The organism is Streptomyces torulosus (assembly GCF_001419765.1).
In the GTDB taxonomy this organism is placed as follows: domain Bacteria; phylum Actinomycetota; class Actinomycetes; order Streptomycetales; family Streptomycetaceae; genus Streptomyces; species Streptomyces torulosus.
The window spans coordinates 1-12,491 of sequence record NZ_LIRK01000246.1 but is presented as its reverse complement, the minus strand read 5'-3'; the positions used below and the strand labels follow the sequence as shown (position 1 = coordinate 12,491).

Genomic DNA, 12,491 nt, shown 5'->3' with positions numbered 1-12,491 from the left:
GTCGACGGCGGGCGGGCGGGCGTCAGCCGCTCGTCAGGACGACGAGTCGCCGGGTCGCCCGGGTCATCGCCACGTAGTGGTCCACCGCTCCCTCGATGCCGGTGCCGAAGTCCTGCGGGTCGACGAGGACGACCAGGTCGAACTCGAGGCCCTTCGCCAGCTCGGGGGTCAGGGAGCGGACCCGTGAGGTCGCCCGGAACGAGGGATCGCCGATGACACAGGCGATCCCTTCGCCATGTGCGGCGAGCCACTCGTCGAGGATCGCGTCCCGCCGCTCGACGGACCCGTGGAGGACGGGCACGCCGCCGCCGCGGATGGACGTCGGGACGTTGGCGTCCGGCAGCGCCGCCCGGATGACCGGCTCGGCCTCCGCCATGATCTCCGCCGGTGTCCGGTAGTTGATGCTCAGGGAGGCCAGGGTGACGCGGTCGAGACCCACCCGCTCCAGCCTCTCCCGCCACGACTCCGTGAACCCGTGCCGGGCCTGCGCCCGGTCACCGACGATGGTGAAGCTCCGCGACGGGCAGCGCAGCAGCAGCATCTGCCACTCCGCGTCGGTCAGTTCCTGCGCCTCGTCCACCACGATGTGCGCGAACGGGCCGGCGAGCAGATCCGGGTCGGCGGTGGGCACCTCGGACTCGTCGACCAGGCTCACCCGCGCGTCCGCACCCCGCAACATCACCACCAGGCCCTCCCCGTCGTCCCCGTCGGCGCCGGAGACGGACGCCGCCTCGATCAGGTTGTCGACGACCTGCTCCATGCGGACGCGCTGCGCGGCGAGGACGGCCTTTCGGCGGCGCCTGCGCCGGGCGGTCTCCGGGTCGCCGAGCCGCTGCCGGGCCGCGTCGAGAAGCGGCAGGTCGGACACCGTCCACGCCTGCGGGTCCCCCGCCCGCAGCAGCCTCCGTACGTCGTCGGGCCCGAGCCAGGGCGCGCACCTGCGCAGATAGGCGGGCACCGTCCACAGGTCCGCGACCAGGTCGGCCGCCTCGATCAGCGGCCACGCGTGGTCGAAGGCGGCCAGCAGGTCACGGTCCCGTGCCAGCGCCTTCCTCAGCAGGTCGGGTGAGGTCTCGTCGTCGTGCTTGTCCACCAGGATCGTGAGGAGTTCGCCCCACACCTGCTCGCGGGCCTCGTTGTGCGGGGTGCCGGGCTCAGCCGCCGTGAACGCCTCGGCCCAGTCGTCGGGGCTCACCCACACGTCCGACCAGTGGGTCTCGACCAGCAGCCCCTCGGTGGGCGGCTCCTCGTAGAACCGGACGGCCTCCTCGATGGCCCGCACCATGTCGGCGGACGCCTTCAGCCGGGCCACCTCCGGGTCGGCCTCGGTCCCGGCGTCGGCGCCCTCGGCGACCAGGTCCCGCAGCACGCAGATCTGCACCCCCTCCTCACCGAGGCTCGGCAGGACGTCGGCGACGTACGACAGGTAGGGCCGGTGCGGGCCGACGAAGAGGATGCCGCCGCGGCGGTGGTCGACGCGGGGGTCGGCGTGCAGGAGGTAGGCGGAGCGGTGCAGGGCGACGACCGTCTTGCCGGTGCCGGGACCGCCGTCGACGACGAGGGCGCCCCGGGAGCCCGCGCGGATGACGGCGTCCTGGTCGGCCTGGATGGTGCCGAGGACGTCCCGCATCCGCTCCGACCGGTTGCCGGCGAGACTGGCGATGAACGCGGACTGGTCGTCGAGCGCGGCATGCCCCTCGAACCCGTCCGGGGTGAACACCTCGTCCCAGTAGTCGCTGATCCGGCCGTCCGTCCAGCGGTACCTGCGGCGGCTCGCCAGCCCCATCGGGTGGGCGTGGGTCGCCCCGAAGAACGGCTCCGCCGCGGGGGACCGCCAGTCGACGAGCAGCCGGCGGCCCGTGCTGTCCGTGAGGCCGAGCCGTCCGACGTAGACGGGCTTGGCGCCGTCCGCGCCGACCATGCGGCCGAGGCACAGATCCAGTCCGAAGCGGCGCAGGGTGCGCAGCCGGGCGCTCAGCCGGTGGATCTCCGCGTCCCGGTCCATCGCCTGCCTGCCCGTGCCGCCCGGCGCCCTGCGCTCGGCGGCGAGACGGGCGGACACCTCGGCGATCGTCTGCTCCAGGCACTCCGCGACGGCCGCCAGATGCCGCTCGTCACCGGCGATCAGCGCCGGGTCGGCCTTGGCGGCAAGACGCTCGGGAAGGTCGAACGCGCTGGTGGACAGGGAATTCACGGCGACTGACTCCGATCTGGGGCGGACCCGGGTGTGCGGCACGGGCGTGGGGAGACGGCTCACGCGGACCCGAGCGGCGTGCCCGCGTCGGCCCCGTCGAGCAGCAGCCGCGCGGCCACCGTCGTGCCGTCGGTGCGGACGGTGGCGGCGACCGCCTTGGCCCGCTGGCCGGTCTCGGGGGCCAGGGCCACCTCCAGCGCCGCCGACAGGGACGTGTACGTCGGGACGGGGCCGTCATGGGCCGCGCCGATGCCCAGGTCGGCCACGCGGCCCGCCCAGTACGGCTGGTCCACGACCTGGGGTACGACCACCTGGGGCGCCCCGGAGCGGGTGGCCGTCACGGTGGTGCCCGCACCGCCGTGGTGCACGACGGCGGCCACGCGGGGGAACAGCGCCTGATGGCTGACCTCGCCGACGGCGAAGCAGTCGTCCCGGTCGTCGATCGGGCCGAGCCCGGCCCAGCCGCGTCCGACGAGCACCCGGCGGCCCCGGTCGCGGACCGCCTCGACGGCGACCCGGGCGACGTCCGGCGACCGCACGGCCATGCTGCCGAAGCCCACGTACACCGGGGGCTCGCCCGCCTCCAGCCATGCCGACAGGTCCTCGGGCAGCGGGCGCTCGTCCGGCAGGAACCACGCGCCGGTCTGTACCACGTCGAGATGGGTCAGCCCCTCGACGGGCCCGAGGACCGGGTCCGCCGCCAGCCACGGCCGGTCGGTGAAGACGTGGTCGCGGACGTTGTCCACCGGGGCGAGGCCGATCGCCGCCCGGTGGGTGTTGAGGGCCTCGCCGTACAGGGCGTTCACCCGCTGCGCGTCCAGGTCCCACAGCGCCCGGTTGTCGGTCATGTCCGGCGGGGCCGGCGGGCCGGGCCGGGGCGGCGGGGGGAAGTGCGGCGACGGCATCCCCAGCGGATGGAAGCCCGCGTACACATAGCGCAGGCCGTGCTGCTCGGCGACCGACCGGGCGCCGGCCGGCATCAGCCCGGTCGCCACCAGCGCGTCGCACCCCTCGGCCGCCGCGCCGACCTTCTCGAAGTGCTCGGCGACCAGGGCGGGCGCCAGCCGGAACGCGTCCCCCGCCGTCGGCGGCTTCGCCCCCACCGCCAGCGCACGCACCGACGGACCGAACGGCACATGCGGGACGCCGACCCTGGCCAGCAACTCCGCGAACTCCTCGTCCGGGGGCGCGCATACCACCGACTCGGCACCGAGTTCCCGCAGCCGCACCGCGAGTCCCGCCAGTGGCTCCACGTCCCCGCGCGATCCGTACGACATCAACAGCACACGCATGAAGTGCTCCCCGTTTTCCCGTCGACTACGGCTTCGGCCGGTGATTGTGCGGGACGGAGGGGGCCTTGCCGCAAGGCCCCCCATGCGCTATACGTTGAGAGTGGCAAGGAGTGCGTGACTCCTTGCCTTCGCTGTTTCCGGGGTCCGCGACGGACGGATCCGGCCGATTCACGGGGAGTCCACCTCGACGGCATCGAGCCGCCCTACGGTGACCGCCATGCGCCCGACACCCCCTTCGACGACCCGCCTGCGGACCGTACTGGCCGCCGCCACCGCCGGTCTCGCCGCGGCCACCTGTCTCACCGCCGCCGGACCGGCGAACGCCCAGGCCGCCAGGGCCTGTTCGCCCTCCGTGTCCCTCGCCGGCTACTCCGACGCCCTCGACAAGATGACGTACGGTGACGCCTTCGTCGGCAACTTCTCCGCCCTCGCCACCGACACCGACGGCTCCCTCCTCGCGCTCTCCGACCGCTCCGCCCTCTTCGCCCTCGACGCCCGCACCCTCAGGCCGAGAGCCGTCGTGCCGCTGGCCACCGACACCGGTGCCGCGCTCGACGCCGAGGGCCTCGCCGTCGACCGGGACGGCACGCGGCTGGTCGCCTCGGAGACCGAGCCGTCCGTACGCCGGTACGACCGTACGGGCCGCCCGCTGGGCGGCCTGCCGGTGCCCGACGTGCTGAGGGTCGCCCCCGCCGGGCGGGCCACCGCCAACCAGACCTTCGAGGGGCTCACCCTCCTGCCCGGCGGCCGCACCCTGCTCGCCACCATGGAGGAAGCGCTCGCCGGCGACACCACCGACGTCGTCCGCTTCCAGACCTGGCGGCGGCACGGCGGCGGCCGGGACTTCCGGCTCGGCGCCCAGTACGGCTACCGCGCCGACACCGGACTCGGTGTGGTGGAGGCCGCCGGGCTGCCCGGCGGGCGGCTGCTCGTCCTGGAACGCGGCTTCACCGCGGGCGTCGGCAACACCGTCCGCCTGTACCTCGCCGACACCCGCCGGGCCACCGACACCAGCGGCGTCGCCGTCCTCATCGGCGGCGACGACGGCGTACGGCTCGTCCGCAAGACCCTCCTCGCCGACCTCGTGGACTGCCCGAGCCTCGGCGCCACCGCGAAGCAGCCGCAGCCCAACCCGCTGCTCGACAACATCGAGGGCATGACGGTCACCGGGCGCCACGGCGGCCGCCTGGACGTACTGCTCGTCAGCGACGACAACCAGAACGCCGTCCAGACGACCCGCTTCTACGCGCTGCGGGTCCGCCTGCGCTGAACCGCCCGGCCGTTCCTGCCGCCCGTTCCCGCCGTCCTTTCCTGTCGTCAGTTCCGCCGTCCGTTGCCGGCCGAGGGGCCCCGCCGTACACGTCGGCGGGGTCCCTCGGCCGTCGGGGGAGAGGCCCCGCCGTACACGTCGGCGGGGTCCCTCGGCCGTCGGGGGAGAGGCCGCGTGAACCGTTGCGGCACGCTCGTCCGATGAGGAGGTGTGAGCGACATGAAGCGGGGGAGTCCGGGCGACGCCGAACTGATGCGGGCCGTCGCCGACGGCGACCGTCGCGCCTTCGAGGAGCTGTACCGCCACTACGCGCCGTGGCTCGTGCTGCGGCTGCGCGGGCGGTGCGCCGATCCGGTGCTGGTCGACGACGTGGTCCAGGAGACGTTCCTCGACGTATGGCGGGGAGCGGCCCGCTACCACCGGGAGGGCGACGTGGCGGGCTGGCTGTGGCGGATCGGGTCGCGTCGGCTGGTGGACGCGCTGCGCGGTGACGGCGCCCGCGGCCGGCTGCGGCAGGCGCTGGCCCGGCTGCGCCACCGCGACGAGGCGTCCGCCGAGGAACAGGTACTGGCCCGGGTCCGCCACGGCGACCTGGCGGGCTCGCTCGCCGCGCTCTCGCCGGAACTGCGGGCGGTGCTCCAGGCCACGGTCATCGACGGACTGACGACCCGTGAGGCGGCCGTCCTGCTGGGCATACCGCCCGGCACAGTCAAGACCCGGGCCATGCGCGCCCGGAAGCAACTGCGGGAGGGCCTGGCATGAGCTGGCACACGGACGACGCGGACCTGCGGGAGTACGCCGCCGGAGTGCTGGCGCCACCCCGGCTGTGGTCCGTCGAGACCCATCTCGCCGCCTGCGCCGACTGCCGGACGGCTCTCGGGGCCCATGTCCCGCCCGCCGCGACCGACTTGGGCTGGGCGCGGCTGGACGCCGAACTCGACGCCCCGCGGCCGGGCCCCGTCGAGTCGCTGCTGATCCGGTTCGGGGTCGCCGACCACACCGCGCGGCTGCTCGCGGCGACTCCGCTGCTGCGTGGCTCCTGGCTCGGCGCCGTGGTGCTCACCCTGGCCCTCGCGGTCTGCGTGGCGCTCGCCGCGTCCCCGCTGATGCTGCTGGCCACGGCGCCGCTGCTGCCGCTGGCGGGGGTGGCCGTGTCCTTCGGCCCCGGCCTCGACCCGATGTACGAGACGGCCGTCGTCGCGCCGATGCACACCTTCCGGCTGCTGATGGTGCGGACCGTCGCCGTGCTCGCCACGACGACGGCACTGAGCGCCCTGGCGAGCCTGGCGCTGCCGTCGCTCGGCCTCGCGGCGCTCGGCTGGCTGCTGCCGGCCCTCGCGCTCACCTCGACCGGCGTCGCGCTGACCGCCCGGCTGGGGCCCGTCCTCGCGCCCGCGCTGGTCGGCGGCGCCTGGGCCGCCCTGGTGGCGCTGAGCCGCCTGCTGGCCTCCGGCACACCGCTGCCCTTCACCGCCGAGGGCCAGGGCGGGGCGGCGGCGGTCGCCGTGGTGGCGACCGTGCTGCTGACGGCGGCACGCGACCGCTTCGACAGCGGGGCCCTGCCCGGCCCGTCCTTCCGATCCTCGCGAACCCTTCGATCCGCAGCCAGGAGGCTGTCATGACACGACCCACGGTCTCGGCCGCCGGCCTGACCCTGAGCTACCGCGGCACCAGGGCCGTCGACGAGGTGACGCTGCGCCTCACCGAGGGCGTCACGGGCCTGCTCGGACCGAACGGCGCGGGCAAGACGACGCTGCTGCGGATCCTCGCGACGGCGACCGTGCCGGACAACGGCGCGTTCACGGTGCTCGGCCACGACCCGAGCACCGCCACCGGCCGGCAGGACGCCCGCCGGGTCCTCGGCTACCTGCCGCAGAACCCCGGCTTCCACCCGGACTTCACCGCGTTCGAGTTCGTCGACTACGTGGCCATCCTCAAGGACCTGACGGACCGGCGGTCCCGGCACGCCGAGGCCCGCCGGGTCCTCGACGCGGTCGGGCTCGCGGACGTGCGCGGAAAGAGGATCCGGAAACTCTCCGGTGGGATGAAGCAGCGCGTGGCGCTGGCCGCCGCCCTGGTCGGCGACCCCGGCTTCCTCGTCCTGGACGAACCCACGGTCGGCCTGGACCCGGAGCAGCGGATGCGGTTCAGGGAGCTGATCGCGGAGGCCGGCGAGGGCCGCACGGTCCTGCTGTCCACCCACCAGACGGAGGACGTGGCGATGCTGTGCCACCGGGTGGTGGTCATGGACAAGGGGCGGGTGCGGTTCGACGGCACCCCGGCCGAGCTGACGGCGGTGGCCGACGGCCGGGTGTGGCGCAGCACGGAGCGGCAGCCGGGCGCCCGGGCCGGCTGGCGCACCGGCACCGGCGAGTTCCGCAACGTCGGGGACCCGCCGGAGGGTGCCCGGCTGGTCGAGCCGACGCTGGAGGACGGCTATCTGCTGGCCCTCGGCGGCGACCCGGTGGCGGAGGTGGCGGTATGACGGCCCTGACCCGGACCCCGGTCACCGCGCCCGCGCCGCCGTCGGCCCGGGACGGCCTGCGGGCGGTGCTCGCGCTGGCCCGGGTGGAGGCGCGGCGTCTGCTGCTGCACCCCCTGGTGCTGGTCTCGCTGGCGGGGTACCTGGCGCTGCTGCTGTGGCCGGGCGGCGAGCCCGAGGACGCCTACCCGGTCCTCCAGGACGTCGACCGCGAGACCCAGTTCGGCCAGCTGCTGCTGGGGCTCGCGGTGATGATCGCCGCGAACCTGGGGGTGCTGCGCTCCCACCGGCGGGGCACCGACGGCTCCTTCGCGGTGCTGGTGGTGCAGCCGTGGCGGCGGACCTGCGCGCATGTCCTGTCGGTGCTGCCGACGGTGCTCGTCGGGGCGCTGATCGTGGCCGGGCAGTTCACCGCCGAGGCGCTGAAGCCCGGTGCGGTCGGCCACGGCTCGGTGTTCGAACTGGTAACCGGGCCACTGTTGATCCTGCTGCTCGCCGTCCTGGGCGTCCTGCTGGGCCGGCTGATCCGGTCGTCGTTCGTGGCCCCGCTCGCCGCGGTCGCCGTCATCGCCGCCGCGTTCGTCTTCGTGGCCGACTCCAGCAGCCCCGCCTGGCTGCGCGGCCTCGCGCCCGTCCTCTTCGACGAGGGCGCCCGGCCGCTGCCGTCCGGCCTGCTGGGGCGGCCCGCAGGCTGGCACGCCCTGTACCTGCTGGCGCTCGCGGTACTGGCGGCGGCGGGCGCGGTCCGGGCGAGCGGCGGCCGGACGAGGGCCGTACGGGCCACCGCGCTCACGGCGCTCGGCGCGGTCGTGGCCGCCGTCGTGCTCCAGGGCACGGCCCCGTCGGACGCGGTGCGCGAGGCACGCGAGGTGGCGACCCGCGACCCGGCCGAGGTGCAGGACTGCGTACGGCGCGGGCCGACGACGTACTGCGCCTTCCCCGAGTTCACGCCCTGGGTCGATGAGTGGGCCCGGGTCACGGACCGGGTGCGGTCGCTGGCCGGCGGTCCCGGCGCGGAACAGGCGCTGACCGTACGGCAGAAGGTCAACGCCCTCGACGGCCCCTCGGGCACCGGGGAACCGTCGCCCGCCGCGCCCGGCGAGGTCACGGCGAGCACCGCCTGGGGCGGGGAACGCGAACTGGAGTTCGCGGCGAGCGTCGCCCGGGGGCTGGTCGTCGGGCACGAGCGCTACGCGGGGGTGTTCTGCGACGCGCGGGGCGTGCTGACGGTGTGGCTGGCGATCCGGGCGACCCGCGACGGCGAGGCCCTGTTCGAGAAGACCGGCGAGGGATACAACAGCCCCGGCGTGATCCAGGCGCCGGTCACCGCGGTCGCCCTGCGGGACCGCGAACTCACCGTCGTCGAGCGGCTGCTCGCCCTGCCGCGGGAGCGGGTGGGACGCGCGGTGCGGGCGCACTGGGCGGAGCTGTCCGCCGCCGGTACGACCACCGACCGCGCGGCAACCCTGCTGGGCGTCACCGCCCCGGCCGAGACGGCCGCCGACCGGGAGTGGATGTGCGCGTGAGACGGCGGGCGGCGGTGGTGGCGGCCCTGACACGGCCCACGGTGCGGTCCCTGCCGTGGAGGCTGCTCGCGGGCGGCTGGTCGCTGGGGGTGGTCGTCGCCGCCGTACCGGCCCTGTTCTCGCTGGACCTCCCGGCGGCTGTTCTGGCCAATGTGGTGCGGGCGGCGGCCCTGTGCGGGGCGGTCGGCACGGCGTTCGTGCTGGACGACCCGGCCCGGCACACCACCGGGGCCGTTCCCGTGCCGCGCCCGCTGCGGCAGGCGTTGCGGGTGGCGGTGGTCGGGCTCGCGGGCGCGGTCTGGTGGGCGGCGGTCCTCGGCGTCGTACGGGCGGGGGCCGACGCCGAGTCCTGGGCCGCGCTGCCCGCCGGTGCTCTCACGGTCGAGGCCGGGGCGCTGTCCGGGCTGGCGCTGGCGCTCGCCGGGGCGGCGGTCCGGTTCAGCGCGGTCCGGTTGCCCGGTCCGGCGGTCGCCGCCGCGCTGCCGGCGCTCCCGGTCGCGGCGGCCGTGTTCCTCCCGTACGAGCACGCGCTGTTCGTGCCCCCCGGCGACCCCCGCTGGGCGGACGCCCACACGCTGTGGGCCGGGATCCTGGCGGCGACGCTCGCCGTGTGGGCGGGGTGCGGCCCGGAACCGCGCCGCCGGGTGCGCGCAGTGCCGGGGCGCGGCGGTGGCGTGCCGCAGCGGGGCGGCGGCCGCTGACCTCGGAACGGGAAACCTCGGGGCCCGCCGGTGGGCCTCAGGACGGGCGGTCGCAGTCGCAGGCGCTCGCCGCGGCGTCGTCCAGGAGGCCGCTCTTCGCGGTCAGATAGGCCAGCTGGGCACGGCTGTTGCTGCCCAGCAGGTCACCGACCTTCTTCAGATGGCTGGCGACGGTCCGGGTGCTGATGCCGAGCCGGCTCGCGATGGCAGCGTCGGTGTAGCCGTCGACCATGAGCCGCAGCACATGCAGCCGGGTCTCGTCGGTGAGCAGCGCGGGGCGCTGCTGGTCGTGCTCGTAGACGACCGGCTTCGCCCGCTCCCAGGCGTACTCGAAGGCCGAGACCAGGAAGTGCACCACGCCGGGGTCGGTGACCTTCAGGGCGTGGGTGCCGTGGTCCTTGCCCATGTCGGGGATGAACGCGACGGCACGGTCACAGATGATCATCCGGTCGAAGACCTCGTCGACCGTCCGCACCTCGACGCCCAACTCGGTGACCTGCTTGATGTAGTCGAGCGTCGGACCGTGGGCCCGGATGGTGTGCTGGTACAGCGTGCGCTGCTTCACGCCCTTGCGGTGCGCCGTGAGCGTCCGGGGCAGCGCCTTCACGAGGACCTCCTCGGGGCGCCGGCCGCCCGGGTGCGCGGTGAGCAACTCGTGCCGGGTGGCCTCGATCGCCTCGTCCAGCGCGGCGGTGATCACCGGTGCGGGGGTGAGCCGTTGGGAGGACTCGGTCTCGTCGCGGCGGGCGGTGCGGTACACGCTCTCGGCCTGCGACATCGACGCCCGTACGGAGGCGAGGGCCTGCCGCTGCTCCAGGATCAGCCGCTCCAACGGGTGGGCCAGCGCCGCCGTCGCCACCGAGGGCGGTACGGGAACCAGTGCCTCGGCGTCGTCCACCGCGGCCGCCACGAGACCGAACTCCCTTACGCAATCGGGTGCTTGGGCGACCGGAGCCCTCCCCTCCAGCAGCGCGGTGCGGTAGAACTCGAGTCCCGCGCCGCACACTTCCGCCGGTGTCTCGGCGCCCCCGCGTCTGTCCGTATCACCGCACATGCATGGTCCCCCTTCAGGTTTCTGCAGTGCACGATCATGACCCCTGCAATCACTTTCGGCAACCGGGCTTCCCCAGGCATGCTCTTCGTGTGGACACCGGCGGGGAGCCGGAAGTCCGGGAATTCTTCAGGGGGATACAAGAAATGACGTACCTGCGCAGACTCGCCGGCGCGCTCGCCATTGTCGCCGCCGCGGCGCTGACTCTTTCCGCCGCCTCCGGGACGGCCGACCGCACGGCGGTCGCCGAGGCCCGGGTGGCCGACGCGCCGGCCGACCCGGGCTGGCCGTAAGCCCCGGCGAACCGACGCCGATCCGGGGGATCGGCTGATTCTTCCCACGTAAAGCCCGTGCAAAGGGTGTGTGCCCCTGTGGTCCGGGGGCCGTCCCCGGCCGGTCGGGGACGGCCCCCGGCGGGCGCCCGCGGCGCCCTGTCACGGCACGGGGCGGGCGTGGGGTTCTGACACGGACCGCTGACGGGGGACCGTCCGGCCGGATTGCTGTCCCGTGAATTCCGTATGCCAAGACCCGGTAATACGCGTACGCCGACCCCGGGTGATCCGGCATGCCGGTTTCACATGGAACAAATGAAGGAGTTCGACGAATGACCACCGCAATCGCCGCACCGAAGTGCCTCGTGTGCGACACCGAATTCGAGGTCCAGGAGGACTGGGAAAAGGGTGAGATCACCGAGTGCACCGCCTGCGGGCAGGAGCACGAGGTCGTGGAGAAGGCCGCGACCGGCGTACGGCTCGACCTCGCGCCCGAGGTCGAGGAGGACTGGGGCGAGTGACGACCCCCGACGAGGTCCTGCTCTCGGTGACGATGCTGCGGCCCGAGGAGAAGCTCCTCCTCGGCGCCCTGCGGGCCGAGGGGCTCGCCGCGCGGCCGTTGCTGATGGAGGACGTGGCGGCCGTCGTGGCGGGCCGCGACGGCTCGCCCGCGCTCGCCGTGATCCGCAACCTGTCCCACCGGGACGCCGTCAATGTGTCCCGGCGGCTGGAGTACGCCGGGGTGACCACCCTCAACCGGTCGTCCGTCATCGAGGCGTGCAACGACAAGGGACTCCAGTCGCTGCTGTTCGCACGCCACGGCATTCCGCATCCGGTGACCCGGCACGCCTTCAGCTATGACCAAGTCCGCGCCGCCGTCTCCGAGTTGGGGATGCCGGCCGTCGTCAAACCCGTCAGCGGGTCATGGGGGCGGGGCGTCACGAAGATGGCCAACGCGGAGTGTGTGGAGGCGTGGGCCGGGGGCCGGGAGTCCGCCGACGCGACGGGGAAGCTGTTCCCCGTCGTGGTGCAGTCCTACATCGACAAGCCGGGACACGACCTGCGGGTCGTCGTGGTCGGCCGGACTCCGGTGGTCGCGATCCAGCGGGTGTCGGACGACTGGCGCACCAACACGCACCTGGGGGCGGAGGTCCGGCGGGTCGAGGTGACCGCCGAGATCGACAAGCTGTGCGGCCAGGTGGTGGACGCGCTGGGGCCCGGGTTCTACGGGGTGGACCTCGTGGAGGACCGGAGCACCGGGGAGCTGCTCGTCCTGGAGGTCAACGCGAACCCCGAGTTCGCGAAGTCCTCGCAACGGCATGGGGTGGATGTGGCGGGGCTGTACGCGGCGTATGTCGCGGAGCGGGTGTCCGTGGGCGTCGTCTAGGCCCCGGCCGCCCCCTCGGCTCCGCTTGGGCGCCCAGTAGCTCGGGGGCGGGGGTGCGTGGGCGACTGCGGGTCCGTCGTGGTTCCTCGCGTAGTTCCCCGCGCCCCTGGACGGCCCTGCGGGCCGGTCCGGCGCGTCCGGGTGCGCCCGCGTGTTCGCCGCGGCCCGCCACGGGCCCCCGAGCGCCCCTCCCGCGCCCGTCTCCCCGAGCCGTCCACCGTCGGCCGCTCCCGGGTGCCGGCTCCGCTCGGTGGCCGGATCGCGGATGCCCACCCTTTCGGCGGCCGGTTCCCAAGTGCCCGCCTGTTGGGCGGCC

The 12,491-nt window shown here is 74.6% G+C and carries 12 protein-coding genes; 9 read left to right on the top strand and 3 right to left on the bottom strand.

From position 1 onward, the window contains the following. Positions 1-22: 22 nt before the first annotated feature. Both helR and AOK23_RS17565 read right to left on the bottom strand, forming a co-directional pair. Positions 23-2,194: an RNA polymerase recycling motor ATPase HelR gene (gene helR / locus AOK23_RS17570; protein WP_055713644.1), complete on the bottom strand. Its 2,172-nt coding sequence runs from the start codon at positions 2,192-2,194 to the stop codon at positions 23-25. Between the two features lie 59 nt (positions 2,195-2,253). Next, positions 2,254-3,486, bottom strand: coding sequence for a glycosyltransferase (locus tag AOK23_RS17565; RefSeq protein WP_055713643.1), 1,233 nt, complete (start codon positions 3,484-3,486; stop codon positions 2,254-2,256). Between the two features lie 217 nt (positions 3,487-3,703). Between AOK23_RS17565 and AOK23_RS17560 the strand changes: the two genes are divergently transcribed. The 6 genes from AOK23_RS17560 to AOK23_RS17535 all read left to right on the top strand — a co-directional run bounded on the left by AOK23_RS17560 (position 3,704) and on the right by AOK23_RS17535 (position 9,465). Next, the gene (locus AOK23_RS17560) at positions 3,704-4,756 is read left to right on the top strand and encodes an esterase-like activity of phytase family protein (protein WP_055713646.1); all 1,053 of its coding nucleotides are present in this window, start codon (positions 3,704-3,706) and stop codon (positions 4,754-4,756) included. Between the two features lie 219 nt (positions 4,757-4,975). After that, entirely contained in the window at positions 4,976-5,518 is a 543-nt protein-coding gene (locus AOK23_RS17555; RefSeq protein ID WP_055518559.1) for an RNA polymerase sigma factor, read from the top strand. Further along, the gene (locus AOK23_RS17550; RefSeq protein ID WP_055713642.1) at positions 5,515-6,378 is read left to right on the top strand and encodes a cupin domain-containing protein; all 864 of its coding nucleotides are present in this window, start codon (positions 5,515-5,517) and stop codon (positions 6,376-6,378) included. Before AOK23_RS17555 ends, AOK23_RS17550 begins: the two co-directional genes overlap by 4 nt. Continuing rightward, positions 6,375-7,241 carry an ABC transporter ATP-binding protein gene (locus AOK23_RS17545; protein WP_055713641.1) on the top strand — a complete coding sequence of 289 codons (867 nt, stop codon included), beginning with the start codon at positions 6,375-6,377 and terminating at the stop codon, positions 7,239-7,241. Before AOK23_RS17550 ends, AOK23_RS17545 begins: the two co-directional genes overlap by 4 nt. Then, positions 7,238-8,764 (top strand): hypothetical protein, encoded by a 1,527-nt coding sequence (locus AOK23_RS48850; RefSeq protein WP_055713640.1) that lies wholly within the window; start codon positions 7,238-7,240, stop codon positions 8,762-8,764. Before AOK23_RS17545 ends, AOK23_RS48850 begins: the two co-directional genes overlap by 4 nt. After that, positions 8,761-9,465: an ABC transporter gene (locus tag AOK23_RS17535; RefSeq protein ID WP_206336226.1), complete on the top strand. Its 705-nt coding sequence runs from the start codon at positions 8,761-8,763 to the stop codon at positions 9,463-9,465. Before AOK23_RS48850 ends, AOK23_RS17535 begins: the two co-directional genes overlap by 4 nt. 37 nt (positions 9,466-9,502) lie before the next feature. On the opposite strand, the gene AOK23_RS17530 is transcribed toward AOK23_RS17535, so the two are convergent. Continuing rightward, positions 9,503-10,519 carry a helix-turn-helix domain-containing protein gene (locus AOK23_RS17530; RefSeq protein WP_055713639.1) on the bottom strand — a complete coding sequence of 339 codons (1,017 nt, stop codon included), beginning with the start codon at positions 10,517-10,519 and terminating at the stop codon, positions 9,503-9,505. 143 nt (positions 10,520-10,662) lie between these two features. On the opposite strand from AOK23_RS17530, the gene AOK23_RS47895 reads away from it, so the two are divergent. From AOK23_RS47895 to AOK23_RS17520, 3 genes are all read left to right on the top strand, one after another. After that, entirely contained in the window at positions 10,663-10,809 is a 147-nt protein-coding gene (locus AOK23_RS47895) for a hypothetical protein (protein WP_157878060.1), read from the top strand. 311 nt (positions 10,810-11,120) lie between these two features. Next, positions 11,121-11,309: a hypothetical protein gene (locus tag AOK23_RS17525; RefSeq protein ID WP_055713638.1), complete on the top strand. Its 189-nt coding sequence runs from the start codon at positions 11,121-11,123 to the stop codon at positions 11,307-11,309. After that, positions 11,306-12,175 (top strand): RimK family alpha-L-glutamate ligase, encoded by an 870-nt coding sequence (locus AOK23_RS17520; protein WP_055713637.1) that lies wholly within the window; start codon positions 11,306-11,308, stop codon positions 12,173-12,175. The genes AOK23_RS17525 and AOK23_RS17520 overlap by 4 nt, the downstream gene beginning before the upstream one ends. Positions 12,176-12,491 lie beyond the last annotated feature (316 nt).